This window comes from Streptomyces sp. NPDC055103 (assembly GCF_053607625.1).
In genome coordinates this window covers 1-17,714 of record NZ_JBSGTX010000049.1, presented here as the reverse complement: position 1 = coordinate 17,714, position 17,714 = coordinate 1, and the positions used below count along the sequence as shown (strand labels likewise).

The 17,714-nt window shown below is 71.5% G+C and carries 18 protein-coding genes, 1 pseudogene and 1 riboswitch; of the genes and pseudogenes, 3 read left to right on the top strand and 16 right to left on the bottom strand.

The window, feature by feature from the left end; all coding sequences use genetic code 11:
* Nucleotides 1-6: 6 nt before the first annotated feature.
* Entirely contained in the window at nt 7-756 is a 750-nt protein-coding gene (locus ACWFR1_RS27360) for a GntR family transcriptional regulator (RefSeq protein ID WP_453555526.1), read from the bottom strand.
* Nucleotides 757-938: 182 nt separating this feature from the next.
* On the opposite strand from ACWFR1_RS27360, the gene ACWFR1_RS27355 reads away from it, so the two are divergent.
* Complete coding sequence (locus tag ACWFR1_RS27355) at nt 939-2,279, top strand: DUF2252 domain-containing protein (RefSeq protein ID WP_453555524.1); 1,341 nt, start codon at nt 939-941, stop codon at nt 2,277-2,279.
* A 60-nt stretch (nt 2,280-2,339) separates the two neighbouring features.
* On the opposite strand, the gene ACWFR1_RS27350 is transcribed toward ACWFR1_RS27355, so the two are convergent.
* From ACWFR1_RS27350 to ACWFR1_RS27320, 7 genes are all read right to left on the bottom strand, one after another.
* Nucleotides 2,340-3,731 carry an FAD-dependent oxidoreductase gene (locus ACWFR1_RS27350; RefSeq protein WP_453555522.1) on the bottom strand — a complete coding sequence of 464 codons (1,392 nt, stop codon included), beginning with the start codon at nt 3,729-3,731 and terminating at the stop codon, nt 2,340-2,342.
* Nucleotides 3,732-3,935: 204 nt separating this feature from the next.
* Complete coding sequence (locus ACWFR1_RS27345) at nt 3,936-4,475, bottom strand: PadR family transcriptional regulator (protein ID WP_453555520.1); 540 nt, start codon at nt 4,473-4,475, stop codon at nt 3,936-3,938.
* A gap of 88 nt (nt 4,476-4,563) precedes the next feature.
* Entirely contained in the window at nt 4,564-6,597 is a 2,034-nt protein-coding gene (locus ACWFR1_RS27340) for an oxidoreductase (RefSeq protein ID WP_453555518.1), read from the bottom strand.
* Between the two features lie 97 nt (nt 6,598-6,694).
* A complete protein-coding gene (locus ACWFR1_RS27335; RefSeq protein WP_453555516.1) occupies nt 6,695-7,585 on the bottom strand; it encodes an ATP-binding cassette domain-containing protein in 891 nt (296 codons plus the stop codon).
* Nucleotides 7,582-8,331, bottom strand: a complete 750-nt coding sequence (gene cbiQ, locus ACWFR1_RS27330) for a cobalt ECF transporter T component CbiQ (RefSeq protein WP_453555514.1) — start codon at nt 8,329-8,331, stop codon at nt 7,582-7,584. Before cbiQ ends, ACWFR1_RS27335 begins: the two co-directional genes overlap by 4 nt.
* Before the next feature lie 6 nt (nt 8,332-8,337).
* Nucleotides 8,338-8,823 (bottom strand): energy-coupling factor ABC transporter substrate-binding protein, encoded by a 486-nt coding sequence (locus tag ACWFR1_RS27325; protein ID WP_453555512.1) that lies wholly within the window; start codon nt 8,821-8,823, stop codon nt 8,338-8,340.
* Nucleotides 8,820-9,518, bottom strand: a complete 699-nt coding sequence (locus ACWFR1_RS27320; RefSeq protein WP_453555510.1) for an energy-coupling factor ABC transporter permease — start codon at nt 9,516-9,518, stop codon at nt 8,820-8,822. The genes ACWFR1_RS27325 and ACWFR1_RS27320 overlap by 4 nt, the downstream gene beginning before the upstream one ends.
* A gap of 29 nt (nt 9,519-9,547) precedes the next feature.
* A riboswitch (cobalamin riboswitch) is annotated at nt 9,548-9,754 on the bottom strand.
* 42 nt (nt 9,755-9,796) lie between these two features.
* Between ACWFR1_RS27320 and ACWFR1_RS27315 the strand changes: the two genes are divergently transcribed.
* Nucleotides 9,797-10,282, top strand: a complete 486-nt coding sequence (locus ACWFR1_RS27315; RefSeq protein WP_453555508.1) for a RidA family protein — start codon at nt 9,797-9,799, stop codon at nt 10,280-10,282.
* Nucleotides 10,283-10,298: 16 nt separating this feature from the next.
* Here the strand turns inward: ACWFR1_RS27315 and ACWFR1_RS27310 are convergent, their stop codons facing one another.
* The 6 genes from ACWFR1_RS27310 to ACWFR1_RS27285 form a co-directional block, all read right to left on the bottom strand.
* Nucleotides 10,299-10,694, bottom strand: a complete 396-nt coding sequence (locus tag ACWFR1_RS27310) for a VOC family protein (RefSeq protein ID WP_453555506.1) — start codon at nt 10,692-10,694, stop codon at nt 10,299-10,301.
* Nucleotides 10,691-10,993: an ArsR/SmtB family transcription factor gene (locus tag ACWFR1_RS27305; protein ID WP_453555504.1), complete on the bottom strand. Its 303-nt coding sequence runs from the start codon at nt 10,991-10,993 to the stop codon at nt 10,691-10,693. The genes ACWFR1_RS27310 and ACWFR1_RS27305 overlap by 4 nt, the downstream gene beginning before the upstream one ends.
* Before the next feature lie 73 nt (nt 10,994-11,066).
* Nucleotides 11,067-11,477: a PTS-dependent dihydroxyacetone kinase phosphotransferase subunit DhaM gene (locus tag ACWFR1_RS27300; RefSeq protein WP_453555590.1), complete on the bottom strand. Its 411-nt coding sequence runs from the start codon at nt 11,475-11,477 to the stop codon at nt 11,067-11,069.
* Nucleotides 11,478-11,482: 5 nt separating this feature from the next.
* Nucleotides 11,483-12,103 carry a dihydroxyacetone kinase subunit DhaL gene (gene dhaL / locus ACWFR1_RS27295; RefSeq protein ID WP_453555502.1) on the bottom strand — a complete coding sequence of 207 codons (621 nt, stop codon included), beginning with the start codon at nt 12,101-12,103 and terminating at the stop codon, nt 11,483-11,485.
* A 71-nt stretch (nt 12,104-12,174) separates the two neighbouring features.
* Nucleotides 12,175-13,167, bottom strand: a complete 993-nt coding sequence (gene dhaK, locus ACWFR1_RS27290; RefSeq protein WP_453555500.1) for a dihydroxyacetone kinase subunit DhaK — start codon at nt 13,165-13,167, stop codon at nt 12,175-12,177.
* A gap of 69 nt (nt 13,168-13,236) precedes the next feature.
* On the bottom strand, nt 13,237-13,761 hold the full coding sequence (locus tag ACWFR1_RS27285; protein WP_453555499.1) for a hypothetical protein: 525 nt from the start codon (nt 13,759-13,761) through the stop codon (nt 13,237-13,239).
* A 202-nt stretch (nt 13,762-13,963) separates the two neighbouring features.
* Between ACWFR1_RS27285 and ACWFR1_RS27280 the strand changes: the two genes are divergently transcribed.
* Nucleotides 13,964-16,378, top strand: a complete 2,415-nt coding sequence (locus tag ACWFR1_RS27280; protein ID WP_453555497.1) for a hypothetical protein — start codon at nt 13,964-13,966, stop codon at nt 16,376-16,378.
* 176 nt (nt 16,379-16,554) lie between these two features.
* Here ACWFR1_RS27280 and ACWFR1_RS27275 read toward each other — a convergent pair whose 3' ends face one another.
* A complete protein-coding gene (locus tag ACWFR1_RS27275) occupies nt 16,555-17,343 on the bottom strand; it encodes an ABC transporter permease (RefSeq protein ID WP_453555495.1) in 789 nt (262 codons plus the stop codon).
* Nucleotides 17,340-17,714 (bottom strand): annotated as a pseudogene (locus ACWFR1_RS27270) (ABC transporter); the annotation flags it as partial. The pseudogene ACWFR1_RS27270 and the gene ACWFR1_RS27275, both read right to left, overlap by 4 nt.

The following is a 17,714-nucleotide window of genomic DNA, read 5'->3' as shown; positions in this document are numbered from 1 at the left end:
AGCGGGTCAGACGCTGAACTCGTAGGTCCAGGCGGTCGACTGGGCCGAGAAGTCGATATCCGTGATCTCCAGCGCGTGTCCGTGCTGGTCGCTCACCGTCCGGTGGACGACCAGCCGGGCCGCGGCCCCGGCCGTCGCCGGGGCCGGGCCGGGCGGGACGCCGATCGACTCGCGGTGGGTGACCCGCAGCCCCGCCTGGTGCATCCAGTGGTACAGGAGCCGCAGGTCGGGCTGATGGTGACGGTCCTTGATCCGCCGGTAGCGGGCGAGTTGGGGAATCTCGGCGAGCGCCGGCCGCGAGAACCACGACACGGCCCGCTGGAGCACGGCCCCTTGGGGCCCGAGCACCAGATGGCGGTGGACGAGGGTCGGCTCGCCGGGGACGAGCAGCAGCCGCGAGGTGAGCGGGGTGGGCGGTGACTCCCAGGAGAGCGAGGCCCGCACCAGCGCCTCGCTCACGCGCGGACCGCCGGGGAAGGTCGGCCGGCGGGCCGTGAGCGCGGGAGCGGCGGGCTCGGCGCCCGCCGCCGCCGCGAACGTGCCACGCCGGTCGGTGACGACGAGACGCTCGTCGCGCAGGAGCTGGAGCGCGCTGCGGACCGTCTGCCGGTTGACGTGGTAGCGCTGGGACAAGGACCGTTCCGAAGGGAGTCGGCTTCCGGGGGAGATGCGCCGGTGGGCGAGATCCTCGCGCAGCGCGGCGGCGACCCGGAGATAGCGCGGAACCTCCGTCGCTTCGACATCGGGCTCGGCCATGATCAACCCTCTCTAAGCGCAGCGTGACCGCATGGGCCGTATCGGTGATCAATTCCTATCATTGGTCTAAACCATTTCGCTAGGGTCGCCCGGCAGAGTGGCCGAAACGAGCGTCGGACCATGTAATGGGGTGCAGGCGGCGGGGATCTGGCCGCGGCGGCGGAAGAGGAGGCTGAGGCCGGATGACGACACCGTCGGAGCGCGCGGAGCGGGGCCGGGCGGCCCGCAAGCGCGTCCCCCGCTCCTCCCACGGCCGCTGGATCCCCTCCTCCCAGCGCCCCGATCCCCTGGCCGTCCTGGAACGCCAGTCCCAGGACCGGCTGCCCGACCTCGTGCCCCTCCGCTACGGCCGGATGGCGGTCTCCCCCTTCGCCTTCCTGCGCGGCGCCGCCGCCGTCATGGCGGCCGACCTGGCCGCTCAGCGGCACACCGGACTCACCGTGCAGCTCTGCGGCGACGCCCACCTGCTCAACTTCGGGGTGTACGCCTCACCCGAACGGACGCTCCTCTTCGATGTGAACGACTTCGACGAGACCCTGCCGGGGCCCTTCGAGTGGGACGTCAAGCGGCTCGCCGCCAGCGTCACCGTCGCCGCCCTCCAGAACGGCAGCAGCGGGTCCAAGGCGCACCGGGCCGCGCTCGTGGCCACGGAGTCGTACCGCACGACCATGAGCCGCCTCGCGGAGCTCGGTGAACTCGACGTCTGGTACGCGCGGATAGCCGCCGACGACCTGCTTCCCCTCGTCCGCCGCGACGACCGGGCCCGCTTGGCCGACCGGCTCACCCGGGCCCGTCGCCGCACGAGCCTCCAGGCCCTCGGCAAACTGACCGAGACGGACGGGTCCGGTGCGCGGCGCATCGTCGAGGACCCGCCGCTCCTGGAGCGGACCACGGACATCGACCGCGTCACCCTCGGCAAGATCTTCAGCGACTACCGCAGCTCGCTCTCCGAGGAGCGCCGCCTGCTGCTCGACCGCTACCGCTTCGTGGACGCGGCCCGGAAGGTCGTCGGGGTCGGCAGCGTCGGCACCCGCTGCTTCGTCCTCCTCCTCGAAGGCCGTGACGACGGCGACCCGCTCATCCTCCAGATCAAGGAGGCCGGCCGCTCCGTCCTGGAGCCCTACCTGCCGCCGACGGCCTACGCCCACCAGGGCCGCCGCGTCGTCTGCGGACAGCGGCTCACCCAGGCCGCCAGCGACATCTTCCTCGGCTGGATGACCGGACCCGAGCAACGCCACTTCTACTGGCGCCAGTTGCGCGACATGAAGGGCTCGGCCGAGGTGGAGACCATGTCCCCGGCGACCCTCAGGGACTACGCACGGCTCTGCGGCAGGGCCCTGGCCCGTGCCCACGCGCGCTCCGGCGACCGCATCGCCATCGCCGGCTACCTCGGCACGTCGGACGTCTTCGACCGCTCCGTCGCCGACTTCTCGCTCGCCTACGCGGGCCAGAACGCCGACGACTACGCGGCGCTCGGCGCGGCCATAGCCGCCGGCATGGTGGCGGCGGCCCCGGACGCCTGAACCTCCCGCCCGGGACCTCCACTCAAGGAGCGTCCTGTCGAGCAGGCAGGACGCCCTCCCCTACGCGTCGCGGCGCAGCGGCGGTCCGGCGGGCGTCTCCGGCACCGGCCCGAAGAGCACGGCCTTCGCCACGGCGGGCGCGAACAGCACCGTCAGCGGGGCGGTCAGGGTGAGCGCCCTGCGGAAGGGCGCGCCGACGACCGGGTCGCCCGCCGCCCGCTCCTGCACACGGGTCAGATACCAGTCGACCGCCTTGTCGAGGGTCCCGGGGGCGGCGGCGTCACCGAGGGCCCCGGGCATCTTCTTGTCGGCGCCGGTCGAGATGTCCCAGGCCTGTCTCGAGGCGTCGAACAGCGCGCGCTGGACCCGCCGGGTGGTCGGGGTGCGCTTCGGGTCGGCGAGCGCCCTGCGCAGCGCGACGGCGGAGAGCGCGGCGACCGCCATGCCCTGCCCGTAGATCGGGTTGAAGGCGCAGAGCGCGTCGCCGGTGGCGAGGAAGCCGGCCGGGCGGCGGCCCTGACGGTCGTACCGGCGCCGGATGTTGGCGGTCTTGCGGAAGCCGTACACCGGCGACGCGGGCTCCGCCTCGGCCAGCCATCGGCTGATCACCGGATCCGGCAGGCGCTTCGCGTACTCCTCGAAGGCGCCCTCCTCCGTGGGCGGTTCGTTCCCGCGCAGCCCCGAGAGGGTCACCAGATGTGTCCCGTCCCCGACGGGCAGCACCACACCCCCGTACTCCTGCGCGGGGTTGGGCACGATGAAGTAGCCGATGGCGTCGCTGTCCAGGACCCCGGCCGGGGCCCGGTAGACCCGGGTGCCGTACGCGAGACCGGTGTCGATGGTCTCTTCGTGCGGGGCCTCGGCCCCGATCCCCGCCAACCAGTCCGCCGCCCTGGTCGACCGCCCCGAGGCGTCCACCACCAGATCGGCCTCCAGGACGCGCGTCTCCTTCCCGGCGCCCGCGCCGCGCTCCCGCAGCCGTACGCCGCTGACGCGGGAGGAGTCACCGGTCAGGCCCACCATCTCGTGCCCGTCGACCAGTTCGATGCGCGGGTCGGCGAACACCCGCTGCCGTACCAGCCACTCCAGCTGCGGGCGCGCACCCGAGTAGAAGTGCGCGGTCGAGGACGTCCGGCGGAACCACTTGCCGTTCTGCCACTGGACCATGTCCTCCGGAATGCCCACCTTGGGCGCGCCGAGTTCGCGCAACTCGTCCATGAACCCGGGGAGCAGGTCGTCGAACGCCTGCTGCCCGCCGGCGATGAGGACGTGGAGGTGCCGGCCCTGCGGTACGCCCGGCCGGGCCTCCGGGTCCTCCGCGAAGCGGTCGCGCTCGACTACCGTCACCTTCTCCGCGTGGTCGGCGAGGACCCGTGCGGCCAGGAGGCCCGCGAGACTTCCCCCGATGACCACCGCGTGACGTGTCGAGCGGTGCCCCAAGTCTGCGGCCATGCCTGCCCCTTCGTGTCGTGGATGTGCAACTTCCCAGTATCCACGGTGGTAGGGGCGGCGTCGCCGGTGCAGGGACGCGGGCACCCGAAGGGGTGGCCGGCGGACCCTCCACGGCAGGCCGCACTGGTAGGCCCTGACCGGCCGGCTACGCGCCCGTCGCCCTGACCGGGCGGCTACCCGCTCGTACACACCCAGACCTGCCGGCTACGCGTCCGGCCCCAGCTCCGCGAGGGCCGTCGTCAGCCACTCCACCCAGAAGCGCTCCAGGTCCACCCCGCCCCGCAGGACGAGATGGCGCAGCCGATCCGGCTCGGTGCGCCGCCGCTCGGCCGGGAAGTCCCGTTCCTCGATCGCGAGGTACTCCTCCAACTGCTTGCGATGCAGGGCGAGATGGCGCTCCAGTTCGGCCCGGAGCCCCTCGGTCCCGACGATCGCGGCAGCCCGCATCCGCAGCAGCAGTGCGGCCCGCAGCGGCTTCGGGTCCTCGGACCTGGCGACCCAGTCGCTCAGCTCCGCCCGGCCCGCGGGCAGCACCTCGTACTCCTTCTTCTGCCCCCGCACGGGCACCGGAGCGGGCAGGGCGCGGATGTGCCCCGCCTCCTCCAGCCTGCCCAGCTCGCGGTAGATCTGCTGGTGCGTGGCCGACCAGAAGTAGCCGATCGACCTGTCGAAGCGGCGCGTCAGTTCGAGGCCGGAGGACGGCTTCTCGAGCAACGCGGTGAGGATCGCGTGCGGGAGGGACATGCTCGCATCCTAGATTCGGCCGGCCACGCGGATCGGAGTGCGGTGATCGGAGCGCCGTGATCGGAGCGCCGTGATCGGAGCGCGGTGATCAGAGCGCGGCGGCGAGCCGCGTGCCCTGGTCGATCGCCCGCTTGGCGTCCAGCTCGGCGGCGACGTCCGCGCCGCCGATCAGGTGCGCCGAGCGGCCCGCGGCGACGAGCTCCTCGTACAGGTCCCGCCGGGGCTCCTGGCCGGCGCACAGCACGATCGTGTCGACCGGCAGCAGCTGGGCCTCGCCGTCGATCGTGACGTGCAGGCCCTCGTCGTCGATGAGGTCGTACGACACGCCCGCCACCATGGCGACGCCCCGGTGCTTCAGCTCGGTGCGGTGGATCCAGCCCGTCGTCTTGCCGAGGCTCGCGCCGACCTTGGAGCTCTTGCGCTGGAGCAGGTGCACCTGGCGCGGCGGCGCGGTGCGCTCGGGCGCGCGCAGTCCGCCCCGGTTCTCGTAGGAGGTGTCGACGCCCCACTGGCGGAAGTACGTCTCGGGGTCCTGGCTCGCGCCCTCCCCGCCGTCCGTGAGGAACTCGGCGACGTCGAAGCCGATGCCGCCGGCGCCGATGATCGCCACCCGCTCGCCGACGGGCGCGCCGTCCCGCAGTACGTCCAGGTAGCTGACGACGCTCGGGTGGTCCACGCCCGGGATGCCGGGGGTGCGCGGGGAGACGCCGGTGGCGACGACGACTTCGTCGTACGTGTCCAGGTCGCCCGAGGCGACCGGGGTGTTGAGGCGGATCTCGACGCCGTGCTCGGCGAGCTGAACGCGGAAGTAGCGCAGGGTCTCGTCGAACTCCTCCTTGCCCGGTACGCGCTTGGCGATGTTGAGCTGGCCGCCGATCTCGGCGGCGGCGTCGAAGAGGGTGACGGCGTGGCCGCGCTCGGCCGCCGACACCGCGCAGGCGAGCCCGGCCGGGCCCGCGCCGACCACCGCGACCCGCTTGGCGAGGCGGGTGGGGGAGAGGACGAGCTCGGTCTCGTGGCAGGCGCGCGGATTGACCAGGCAGGAGGCGGTCTTCAGGTTGAACGTGTGGTCGAGGCAGGCCTGGTTGCAGCCGATGCAGGTGTTGATCGTGTCGGCGCGGCCTTCCGCCGCCTTCGCGACGAAGGCGGGGTCGGCGAGGAACGGACGGGCCAGCGAGACGAGGTCCGCCCGGCCGTCGGCGAGGATCTCCTCGGCGATCTCGGGGGTGTTGATGCGGTTGCTGGTGACGAGCGGGACGGAGACCGCGCCCATCAGTTTCTTCGTCACCCAGGTGTACGCGCCGCGCGGCACGGAGGTGGCGATGGTGGGGATGCGCGCCTCGTGCCAGCCGATGCCGGTGTTGATGATGGTCGCGCCGGCCGCCTCGATCTCCTTGGCGAGCTGGACGACCTCCTCCAGGGTGGAGCCGCCGGGGACGAGGTCCAGCATGGAGAGGCGGTAGACGAGGATGAAGTCCTCGCCGACCCGCTCACGGATCCGGCGGACGATCTCCAACGGGAAGCGGACGCGGTTCTCGTACGAACCGCCCCACCGGTCGGTGCGCCGGTTCGTGGCCGCGGCGATGAACTCGTTGATGAGGTAGCCCTCGGAGCCCATGACCTCGACGCCGTCGTAACCCGCCTCCTTGGCGAGCTCGGCGCAGCGCGCGTAGTCCTCGACGGTCTGCTCGACCTCGGCGTCGGTCAGCTCGTTCGGTACGAAGGGGCTGATCGGGGCCTGGATCGCGCTGGGCGCGACGAGGGCGGGGTGGTACGCGTAGCGGCCGAAGTGCAGGATCTGCAGCGCGATCCGGCCGCCCTCGCCGTGCACGGCGTCGGTGATCACCCGGTGCTCGGCGGCCTCCTCGGAGGTGGTGAGCCTGGCCCCGCCGTCCCAGGGGCGGCCGGCGTCGTTGGGCGCGATGCCGCCGGTGACGATCAGGCCGGCGCCGCCGCGGGCGCGCTCCGCGTAGAAGGCGGCCATGCGCTCGAAGCCGTGCTCCGCCTCCTCCAGGCCGATGTGCATCGAGCCCATGATCACCCGGTTGGGCAGGGTCGTGAACCCGAGGTCGAGCGGGCTCAGCAGATGCGGGTACGGGGTGGGGGTGGGGGTCGCGGTCATGGGGGGCGCCTCCTCGCGCAGGATCCGTCGACCTCAGTTCTAGGGGACCCCACTCCGTTATGCAACTAGTTGCAGAAGGTTCGGGACGTGATATCTACTACTCAGTAGCAAGCGGTGCGACAGCCGACCAGGCGTCCAGCTCCTCCGGCGTACGCGGCTCGGGCGCACCGGGCGCGAGCAGCCCGTGGGCGCGCAGCAGCCGCGCCACGGTCGTGCCCCACGGCCGCCGCAGCCGCGCCGCGTCGAGCAGGGCGTCGTCGGCGAGGAGCTCGGCGACCGGCCCGGTCCGCAGGCCGGCCGGGGAGAGCACCGCGGCCTCGTCCGCCCAGCGCAGCGCGAGATCCACGTCGTGCGTCGCCATCACCACCGTCGTCCCGGACGCGCGCAGCCGCCCGAGGGCGTCGAGGAGCCGCTCCTGCCCGTGCGGGTCGAGCCCGGCCGTCGGCTCGTCCATGATCAGAACCCGGGGCCGCATGGCCACCGCGCCAGCGATCGCGGCCCGCTTGCGCTGCCCGTACGACAGCAGATGCGTCGGCCGGTCCTCCAAGGCCACGATGTCGAGCGCCTCCAGGGCCTCCCGCACCCGGAGCCGTACCTCCTCCTCCGGCAGCCCGAGGTTCATCGGGCCGAAGGACACGTCCTGACCGACCGAGGCCGCGAACAGCTGGTCGTCCGGGTCCTGCACCACGAGCTGCACGGTCGTCCGCAGCCGGGTCAGCCCCTTCCGGTCGTACGTCACCTCCGTCCCGTCCAGGAGCAGCGACCCGCTGCCGCGCCGCAGCCCGCCGCTGAGCAGCCGCAGCAGCGTCGTCTTGCCGCTGCCGTTCCGCCCGAGAAGCGCGATCGACCGTCCTTCCGGCACCGCGAAGTCGACACCGGACAGGACCGCGGGCCCGTCCTCGTACGCGAAGCCCGTCCCCACCAGCTCCACGACGGGAGTCGGAGGGGGCGTCGAGGGAGCCGGTGGAGGGGCCGTCGGAGCGGTCACGGCAGGAACCTTTCGAGTACGAGGGTGAGGGCGACGAGCCCGCAGAGCAGGGCGGCCACCGCCGTCAGGAACCGGCGGGAGACCGCGGCGGCGGGGACCAGGACCCGCAGGTTCCCGTCGTAGCCCCGCCCCGCGAGCCCCGACTGCAGGCGCTGCGCCCGGTCGAAGGCGCGGACGAACGAGGTCGCTCCGAGCCCGGCGAGCGAACGCCAGGTGGCCGCCCGGGTGGCGTGCCCGAGGCGGGCCGCCTGGGCCTGTCGGATCTTGGACAGCGAGTCGAGCAGCAGGAAGATGATCCGGTACATCACGAGCGCCACGTCCACCACGGGAGCCGGCACCCCCGCCCGGACGAGCCGGGGGAGCACGTCGGAGACCGGCGTCGTGAAGGCGAAGAGCAGCACCCCCAGCGAGGCGGCCGCGGTCCGGAGCAGCAGCTCGCCCGCGTGGACGGGGCCGCCCGGCGCGAGAGCCACGAACCCGCGCGGCCCACCCACCTCGAAGAGCAGCGGCACCGCTCCCGTGACGCAGAAGCCGAGGGGGACACGGAAGGCCCGCCACAGCTGACGGCCCGCCACCCCGGCCGGGCCGAGCAGCACCACGAGCGTGGCCGCCGCGACGAGCACGGCACCGGGCCACGGCGGCAGACACACCGCGCACAGTGTGAGGCCGAAACCGAGCAGGGCCTTCTCGACGGGATGGCGGCGGCGCCAGCGACTGCTGTGCGCCGCCGCGTCGATCGGCAGCATGGGCGGCTACGCGTCCTTGCCGTCGGCGGAGGTACCGGAGCCCGCCGAGGCGGAGTGCGCGGCGCCGTCTTCGGCCTTCGCGGCGTCTGCGGTGCCGGCGGTCTCCGAGGTCCCGGCGGCCTCAACGGCCTCGGCAGCCTCAGCCGCCTCTGCGGCTACCGAAGCCGTCGCCAAGGCGGCGCGGGCCTCGCCCTGGCGTCGTCCGCGCCGTACGCCGAAGTAGTACGCGAGGACACCGGCGCCCAGCGCCGCCTGGAGGGCGAACAGCGCCGACTCGATCTCCGCGGACGGCGGCTCGTACAGGGGGCTGAACCACGGTTCGTACTCCGGCTGGAGCTCCGTGATCGCGGTCTCCGCCTCCGCGTCCGCCCCGGTGAAGGGCTCCTCCTTGTGGTCGCCGAGCCCCAGCGCGAGCGGCAGCACCGCGAGCGCGGCGACGACGAGCAGCAGGAGGGCGTTGATCTTCGTGTTCCGGCTGACGGTGACGCTCATCGCGGAGCCGCCCCCTCGCGTCGCTTCGTCACGGTCCGGCCCAGGACGCCCAGCCGGGTCAACTCGCCCTTGCTGGACTGGGTGAGCAGCCGCATCACGAGCACGGTGAGCAGGCCTTCGCTCACCGCGAGCGGAATCTGCGTCACGGCGAAGATGGAACCGAACTTGGCCAGGGCGCCCATGACGCCGCTGCCCTGGTCAGGGAAGGCCAGCGCGAGCTGCACGGTCGTGACGCAGTACGTGGACAGATCGGCGACGAACGCGCCGCAGAAGACGGCGACCATCAGCGGCGCGCCGAACCGGCGCACCAGCAGGTAGGTCCCGTACCCCGCCCAGGGCCCGACGATCGCCATCGAGAAGGCGTTCGCGCCGAGCGTGGTGAGCCCGCCGTGGGCGAGCAGCAGGGCCTGGAAGAGCAGGGTGATCGTCCCGAGGACCGCCATGATCGGCGGCCGGAAGAGGATCGCGCCGAGCCCCGTACCCGTCGGATGCGAGCAACTGCCCGTAACCGAGGGCAGCTTGAGCGCCGAAAGGACGAACGTGAAGGCGCCGGAAGCGCCGAGCAGCAGGGTGGACTCGGGGTTGGACCGTACCTCGCGGGTGAGCGCGCGCACCCCGTGGACGATGAACGGAGCGGCCGCGACGCCCCAGGCGGCGGCGTGAGCGGGGGGCAGATACCCCTCGGCTATATGCATGGTCGGGAGACCCTCTCCAGCACCTCGTGGATGGACAACGCACCCTGGCCGGTCTCCTGGCTGACGGTCATACGTCCCGACTCCGCCTTCCCACACCGAGGCGGTATCCCACGACGGTCCAGTGGCTTGCCCGAGGGTGTCTCCCGCGGGTGTGGAGCCGGAACTCCCGATCACAGTGGCGAGGGCCGCACCGGTACCGCACCGGTTTCCCGTACACCAAGGCCCTGCGACACTAGTGCGTTGATCAGGTACATCACAACGTGAAGGGGTGCGGAGCGATGGATGACGGCCGACGGACGGTCAGTTCCGGTTCGCCGCTCGAACCGGAGATCGGGTTCTCCCGGGCCGTACGCAAGGGGGCGCACGTCGCGGTCGCGGGGACCGCTCCCATCGGCGACGACGGGGGCGTCGTCGCGCCGGGGGACGTGTACGCGCAGACCGTCCGGTGTCTGGACATCGCCGAGGCGGCCCTGAAGGCGGCGGGGGCCTCGTCGGAGGACGTCGTACGGACGCGGGTCATGCTGACCGACGTGACCCGCTGGAAGGAGGCCGCGCGCGCCCATGGGGAACGGTTCGCGGCGGTCCGGCCGGTCACGACCTTCGTCGAGGTCTCGCGTTTCATCGACCCCGAATGGCTCGTCGAGATCGAGGTCGACGCCGTGCTCGACACCGTCACCGGCACCGGCACGGCACCGGCACCGGTACCGGCACCGGCACCGACGTCGACCTCGACTGACGCGCGGAACGGCTACTCCCGCTCATGACTCCTGCCACTCCTGCTTACACCTGGGGCTTCGTCGCGATCTGGATCAGGTTGCCGCAGGTGTCGTCGAAGACGGCGGTCGTGACGGGGCCCATCTCCAGGGGCTCCTGGGTGAAGCGGACGCCGAGGCCGGTCAGGCGCTCGTGCTCGGCCCGCACGTCGTCGACGGCGAACTGGGCCAGCGGGATGCCGTCCTGGACGAGCGCGTCGCGGTAGGACTTGACCGCGGGGTGACCGGCGGGCTCCAGGAGGAGCTCGGTGCCGGCGGGCTCGTCGGGCGAGACGACGGTCAGCCACCGGTCCGTCTCGCCCAGCGGGACGTCGTGCTTCTTCACGAAGCCGAGGATTTCGGTGTAGAAACGCTCGGCCTTGGCCTGGTCGTCGACGAAGACGCTGGTCAGGTGGATCTTCATGGGGTGCTCTTCTCCGGTCCGGGTGCGTCGGCCACGGGCCACCGCTCGGTGATGTGCCGCAAGGGGGCCGTGTTCAGGTCGTGGAACTTGTAGCGGCCCTCCCGCCTGGTCTCGACGAGCCCGGCGGCCTCCAGCACGGCGAGGTGCTGGGAGACTCCCTGGCGCGAGATGCCGAGCTGATGCCTCATGCTCAGCCGCGAGCAGATCTCGAACAGTGTCTGTCCGGACTTCTCCGCGAGCTCGTCGAGGATCGTGCGGCGGGTGGGGTCGGCCAGGGCTTTGAAAAGGTCGTCGGCCACGACCCCAGGATAGGCAACCGCTCACTTGCCTATCAAGTCGGGGTGCGACGTGTCCCGCGCCCGGGTGAAACCCTCACTCCTTGCGATAGCTGTACGCCTCCGAGGCCGCGGCGGCCACCGCGTCGAGATCCCCGCCCGCGCTCGCCGTCACCAGCGCCGCGACCGCGCCCTCGACGAACGGCGCGTCCACCAGACGGGCGCCCTCCGGCAGCTCGTCGCCCTCGGCGAGCAGCGCCTTCACGGTCAGGACCGCGCTGCCCAGGTCGACCAGGAGCGCCACCCCCGCGCCGCCGTCGACGGCCTTCGCCGCCTCGCAGATCAGCTCGGCGCTCGTCCCGAGACCGCCGCCGGGAAGCCCGCCGGCCGGCAGGATCGGCGCGGTCCCGCCGCCGCCCGCGAGCCCCCGGGCCAGCGCCGCCACCGAGGCCGCTACCTCGGCGCTGTGCGAGACCAGCACGATCCCGACCGGCGCCGTGGCGCTCACCGCGCTCACTCGGCACCCTCCGCGCGAGCCGTCTCGGCGAGCTCAGCGAAGAGCAGCGCCGACGACGTCGCTCCGGGATCCTGGTGCCCGATCGACCGCTCGCCGAGATAGCTGGCCCTGCCCTTGCGTGCCTGGAGCGGTACGGTCGCGAGCGCGCCCTCCTCGGCCGCCGCGCGCGCCGCCCCGAAGGAGCTCCGCAGACCCTCCACGGCCGGGACGAGCGCGTCCAGCATCGTCTTGTCGCCCACCTGGGCGCCGCCCAGCTGGGACACGGCGGCGACACCGGCGCCGAAGGCCTCAGCGAGCCGCTCCCGGTCGACGCGCTCCTCGTCGCCCAGCGCCTTGCCGGCACGGCGCAGCAGCGTCCCGTACAGCGGCCCCGAGGCCCCGCCCACCGTGGAGATCAGCTGCCGCCCGGCGGCGACGAGCGCCGCACCGGGGGTCGCGGGCGGCTCCTTCGCGAGCAGCTCCGCCACGGCCGAGAACCCGCGCTTCAGATTGGCGCCGTGGTCGGCGTCGCCGATCGCCGAGTCCAGCTCGGTGAGCCGGTCGGCCTCACGGTCCACGGCCACGGCGGTCGCCTCCAGCCACCGCACCAGGAACGACGCACCGAACGTCAAGCTCATGCCGACTCCCTCCACTCCCTGTCCCACTCCCTCTGCCTCTCCGTATCCCGCTCCGTCTCCCCTAAGGTGACTCACCGGCCCCACCGCAGCGCGGGCGTCTCCACCGGCGCGTCCCACAGACGGAGCAACTCCTCGTCCACCTGGCACAGGGTGACCGAGCAGCCGGCCATGTCGAGCGACGTCACGTAGTTCCCGACGAGCGTCCGGGCCACGGGAATCCCGCGCTCGCCCAGGACCCGCTGCACCTCGGCGTTGAAGCCGTACAGTTCGAGCAGCGGCGTCCCGCCCATGCCGTTGACCAGGACGAGCACGGGCCCGGACGGGCGCAGGTCCTCGACGACGGCGTCGACGGCGTAGTCCGCGATCTCCCGAGAGGTCATCATCGCGCGCCGCTCGCGCCCCGGCTCGCCGTGGATGCCGACACCCAACTCCAGCTCACCCGCTGGCAGATCGAAGGTGGGGCTGCCCTTGGCCGGGGTGGTGCAGGCGCTCAGCGCGACCCCGAAGGACCGCGAGCGCTCGTCGACCCGGCGGGCGATCGCCTCCACCCGCTCCAGGGGAGCGCCCTCCTCGGCGGCGGCTCCGGCGATCTTCTCCACGAACAGGGTGCCCCCGGTCCCGCGCCGCCCCGCCGTGTACAGACTGTCCGTCACCGCCACGTCGTCGTCGACCAGGACTTTCGCGACCTGGATGCCCTCGTCCTCGGCGAGCTCCGCCGCCATCTCGAAGTTGAGCACGTCGCCGGTGTAGTTCTTGACGACGAACAGCACCCCGGCGCCGCTGTCGACGGCCGCCGCGGCCCGCACCATCTGATCGGGCACGGGCGACGTGAAGACCTCCCCGGGACACGCCGCCGACAGCATTCCGGGCCCCACGAACCCTCCGTGCAACGGCTCGTGCCCGGACCCGCCCCCGGACACCAGCGCGACCTTCCCGGCCACGGGCGCGTCCCGCCGCACGACGATCCGCTGTTCCACGTCCACGACCAGCTCGGGATGTGCGGCGGCCATCCCGCGCAGCGCGTCGGCGACGACGGTCTCCGGAACGTTGATCAACATCCTCATGGATATCTCCTGGTGAGACGAACAGGCAGGCTGCTGGGCAGGGTCTTTGGTGATCGCGTCGACAGCCGGTTACTCGTCGTCCTCCTCGTCTTCGTCGTACCAGCCTTCGATCATGCCGACGAGTCGTTCGTCGATCGGGTTGTCGAACTCGTCTTCGGTGACGAGGAGTCGGCGCAGTGTGTTCAGGGGGTACCAGTGTTCGCCGGGCTTGGCGTCGGGTGCGCCGACGCAGGGGGTGTCCAGGTACGCGGGGTCCGGGACCTCCGGATAGAACGCCGGGAGCAGGCCGAAGGTGACGTCCGGTTCGAACTTCCACACCCAGCCCTCGCGCCGTCGGCGCAGGGTCTCGCCGATGTACCACACGGCACCCTGGACGAAGGGGGAGCGGCGTTGTGCGGTGATCTCCTCCGGCTCGGCGAATGACTCCTTGACGAGGTCTTCCAAGGCGTCGAGGGAGGCGTCGGAGAAGTCGAACCGGTCGACGCCCCCGCCGGCTTCCCGGGCCCAGCCTTCGAAGGCGGCCTGGCGTTCGGTGAGCCAGACCAGGAGGTCGGGGTGGCGGGTGGAGTCGTATGCGGAGCGGGGTGTGGTCATGGTCAGAAACCTACAGAACCGTGCTGTCGCCCGCGCAGAATCTTCGCGGAGTTATCACACGGCACGTCAACAACGCTTTGTACCAGAGGTGTTGATGGCCTCTAGTGTGGTGTGTCGGCAGGAGCGGGCACGATACGGGGGCCCTTGTCCGGCCTGCCCTCGCAGTCTTGAGTCCCATGGCCCCCACGACCAGGGACACTACGTGAGCACACCTATACGACAGCGCCTGAAAAGGCGCCTATCCGCCGCGCTGGCGGTCGTCTCCTCGGCGGCGGTACTGCTGGTCGGCCTGCCGTCCGTCGCGTCGGCCGCGCCCGGGGACTACGCGAAGATCACCGGCGGCAAGCGGTGCGATCAGATGCACCTGAAGAGGACCGTCCCGCGTACGCCGAACAACTCGGGTGCGCCGACGGGTGAGCACCACTGGACGAAGTCCGGACCGGACGAGGAGTACTACTACAACAACGCGTTCAAGGGTTTCGAGAACGTTCCCGCGCCCACCGCGGCCGAGCTGGGGCAGGTCACCGGCAGCCGCGCGGACATCGACAAGTGGGACAAGGCGTACGAGGCCTCCAAGGACCCGGAGGACATGCGCAAAGCGATCTACTCCCGCTACCAGCGGCACCGGAACGAGTCGAACAGCCCCAAGCCGTTCGGCAGCTGGAAGGTCAACCTGATCAGCGCGCAGGTCAGCAAGCAGAAGGGGGGCGTGTTCGAGGTCAAGGCGGTTCAGGACTTCAACATGGTCGGCCCTGACTGGCTGTGCGAGGTCACGATCGAGATCTTCGACAAGGACGGCAAGAAGATCGCCTCCCGGCGGTACGACTCCTACAACCAGCGCACCGGTGACCTGGGGGAGTTCAAGTCCGACGGGAAGCGCAAGCCGGCCCAGCTCCGGGCCGACAGGATCATCCTGCGGCACAAGGACGCGAAGCACGACTTCACCCGGCACCGCCTGACGATGTTCACGTCGGAGAAGCCGAACGGGGCCACCCTCCGCGACTACAAGGCCGAGAACGACAAGCTGCGGTCGGAGCGGGGGACGGGGAACAATCCGATCCGGATCGCGGAGCGCCGGGCGACCGCGAAGGGCCTGTGGCCGGAGACGAAGTACACGAAGACGTACAACGTGTTCAACCCGCTGCCGAACCGCGGCACCCAGGGCCCGGGCGCCTCGATGGCCTACGGGTCAGGACAGAACCCGGCCCAGGCCCGGCAGTTGCAGAACCAGTACCTGGCGGACAACGCCCGGTCCGCGCTCGGCCGGGGCCCGGGCGGCGTGGACTTCTCCACCCTGGAGCTCCAGTACGTCGGCAACCCGGTCAAGGGCAAGGCCCTGGACTACTCCATGAAGGCCGACCTCATGCCCGATGAGGACGACAACCCGGGCTGGGGCGGACAGACGAAGCTCGAACTGGCCTCCGATGCCCTGTTCACGTGGCTGGCGCTCACCCCGGACCGGCAGTGGGTGAACCTCAACCCCGACCAGCCCGACACCATCATGGACAAGGCGTTCGGTGAAACCGACGCCGGCCGTGTCCTCCTCGTAGCCGACATGGAGATGAAGCGGGACTTCTCCCGCGCCATGGACCCCAAGAAGTCCCCGGGCAAGGAGTTCATGGAGGCCGCCCCCAAGGTCGACGGGGTGCCGTGCTGGGGATCGGGACGCAACTGGATCGTTCCCGGCCGGGCGAAGGTCCGCGAGCAGGACGGCGGGATCTACATCCTCGACGCCCCGCTGGAGGTCAACCACGCGGCGATGGACTTCGACACCCCCGTACAGGGAGAGGACTGCTCGAAGAAGCTCAGCAAGGAGGAGAAGGAGCGCAGCCACCGGCTGATCACCCAGTACCTCGTCCCGCATGTCGAGAAGCAGATCAACGCCGACGCCAAGTACGCCGACCTGCGCCGTGTCTACAAGTCCCGCGTCGCGGCCGAGTGGATCCGCCAGCAGGACGCGAAGAAGGCCACCGACTTCCGTCCCATCATCGACAGCAACAACCTGAAGCGGTGGCCGCTGCGCGGTGAGAACGCCCACTGGGACAAGCGGACCGTGTGGCGGGAGATGGTGAAGTCCTTCACCGAGGGCGACTTCACCTACGAATGGCCCCTCGGCGACGGCCGGATCTACACGTTCTTCGTCGGCGGCATCGACTTCGCAAAGGCCCCCAAGCGGAACATCACCGCACTCGAGTTCACCGCCCAGCACCGTGAACTGCCCCGCGAGACGAAGGACTCCGTCCGCACGGAGACTTCCGCCCGCGACAGCGACACCGCGTTCCTGGGCGGCAACGGCACAGCCCCGACAGATGGCGGGAAGCCCGACCCGACGCCGACGCCGACGCCGACGCCGACGCCGAAGCCGACCGATCCGACGCCGACTACCCCGCCCACGTCGGCGGACCCGGACCCGGACCCGACCGAACCCGGCAACGGCGACACCGGCGGCAGCGGGGGCGCGACACCTCCGCCGAACCGGCCGGACCCGGACGGCGGCCTCGCCGACACCGGATCGGACACCCCGATCGGCCTGATCTCCGGCATCGCCGCGGCGATCGCCGCCACCGGCGCGGCCCTGGTGTGGTGGATGCGGCGTCGCCGCACCGTCCAGGAGTAGCCTGAACAAGCAGCACAAACAGGAAGGGCGCCACCCCAGTTCGCCCCGGGGTGGGGCCCTTCCCATGTGTACTGCCGGTGTCGGACCGGTGCCGGACTCGGGTGTCGTGCACCACTGACGACAGTGCCGCACCCACCCCGCCCTGGAGCGGACGAGCTGCGGGAGGCGGCCCGCGCTCATTCCGGGTCGCGGTTGAACCGGGCCGTCGACCAGCGGTAGCCGAGGGCGGTCAGGCCGGCGCACCAGGCGAGGGCGAGCCAGCCGTTGTTGCCGATCTCGGTGCCGAGGAGGAGGCCGCGGAGGGTCTCGATGGCGGGGGTGAAGGGCTGGTACTCGGCGATCGGCCGGAACCATCCGGGCATCGTCTCGGCAGGGATGAAGGCGCTGGAGATGAGCGGCAGGAGGATCAGCGGCATGGCCATGTTGCTGGCCGCCTCCGGGTTCGGGCTGGCCATGCCCATGCCGACCGCGATCCAGGTGAGGGACAGGGCGAACAGCGCGATCAGGCCGAACGCCGCCAGCCACTCCAGGGCCGTGGCGTCCGTGGACCGGAATCCGATGGCGACGCCGACGGCGCCGACGAGGACCACGCTGGCGACCGACTGCAGCACGCTGCCGACGACGTGCCCGACGATCACCGAACTGCGGTAGACCGCCATCGTGCGGAAGCGGGCGATGAGGCCCTCGGTCATGTCCATGGAGACGTACACCGCCGCCCCGATCACCGTGCTGCCGACGGTCATCAGCAGGATGCCCGGGACGATGTAGGCGATGTAGTCGGAACGGTCGCCGCCGCCGGCGATGCCCGCGCTCATGACGTCGCCGAAGATGTAGACGAAGAGCAGCAGCATCATGATCGGTGTGAGCAGCAGGTTCAGGGTGGCGGACGGGTAGCGCCACGCGTGGAGCAGGTTGCGGCGCAGCATGGTGTTCGAGTCGCGGACGGCGAGGGAGAGGGAGCTCATCGGGCGTCCTTCCTGGGCTGGTCGGGGACGTGGCTGCCGCTGGTCAGGGCGAAGAACACGTCGTCGAGGTCGGGGGTGTGCACGGTCAGTTCGTCCGCCTCGACGCCGACCGAGTCCAGCCAGTCGAGGAGGGAGCGGAGTTCGCGCTGGCTGCCGTCGCTGGGGATCCGCAGCGTCAGCGCCTCGTCGATGGGGGTACCCCCTGCTCGAGCGGAGCCGAGAACCTGGGGGAGGGTGACCTCGCGCAGGGCATCGGCGGCGGACCGGTAGGCGGCGGGGTCGGTGAAGCGGAGGCGTACGTGTCCGCCGGGGACGAGGCGCTTGAGCTCCTCGGCGGTGCCTTCGGCGGCGATCCTGCCGTCGTTCAACAC

What these genes read in the sequence shown, in the direction of transcription:
- ACWFR1_RS27360 (WP_453555526.1), bottom strand. Translation starts at nt 756, where the DNA reads ATGGCCGAGCCCGATGTCGAAGCGACGGAGGTTCCGCGCTATCTCCGG.
- ACWFR1_RS27345 (WP_453555520.1), bottom strand. Translation starts at nt 4,475, where the DNA reads ATGTCCCTCCCGCACGCGATCCTCACCGCGTTGCTCGAGAAGCCGTCC.
- ACWFR1_RS27350 (WP_453555522.1), bottom strand. Translation starts at nt 3,731, where the DNA reads ATGGCCGCAGACTTGGGGCACCGCTCGACACGTCACGCGGTGGTCATC.
- ACWFR1_RS27275 (WP_453555495.1), bottom strand. Translation starts at nt 17,343, where the DNA reads ATGAGCTCCCTCTCCCTCGCCGTCCGCGACTCGAACACCATGCTGCGC.
- ACWFR1_RS27325 (WP_453555512.1), bottom strand. Translation starts at nt 8,823, where the DNA reads ATGAGCGTCACCGTCAGCCGGAACACGAAGATCAACGCCCTCCTGCTG.
- ACWFR1_RS27315 (WP_453555508.1), top strand. Translation starts at nt 9,797, where the DNA reads ATGGATGACGGCCGACGGACGGTCAGTTCCGGTTCGCCGCTCGAACCG.
- ACWFR1_RS27320 (WP_453555510.1), bottom strand. Translation starts at nt 9,518, where the DNA reads ATGCATATAGCCGAGGGGTATCTGCCCCCCGCTCACGCCGCCGCCTGG.
- cbiQ (WP_453555514.1), bottom strand. Translation starts at nt 8,331, where the DNA reads ATGCTGCCGATCGACGCGGCGGCGCACAGCAGTCGCTGGCGCCGCCGC.
- ACWFR1_RS27340 (WP_453555518.1), bottom strand. Translation starts at nt 6,597, where the DNA reads ATGACCGCGACCCCCACCCCCACCCCGTACCCGCATCTGCTGAGCCCG.
- ACWFR1_RS27355 (WP_453555524.1), top strand. Translation starts at nt 939, where the DNA reads ATGACGACACCGTCGGAGCGCGCGGAGCGGGGCCGGGCGGCCCGCAAG.
- dhaK (WP_453555500.1), bottom strand. Translation starts at nt 13,167, where the DNA reads ATGAGGATGTTGATCAACGTTCCGGAGACCGTCGTCGCCGACGCGCTG.
- dhaL (WP_453555502.1), bottom strand. Translation starts at nt 12,103, where the DNA reads ATGAGCTTGACGTTCGGTGCGTCGTTCCTGGTGCGGTGGCTGGAGGCG.
- ACWFR1_RS27310 (WP_453555506.1), bottom strand. Translation starts at nt 10,694, where the DNA reads ATGAAGATCCACCTGACCAGCGTCTTCGTCGACGACCAGGCCAAGGCC.
- ACWFR1_RS27285 (WP_453555499.1), bottom strand. Translation starts at nt 13,761, where the DNA reads ATGACCACACCCCGCTCCGCATACGACTCCACCCGCCACCCCGACCTC.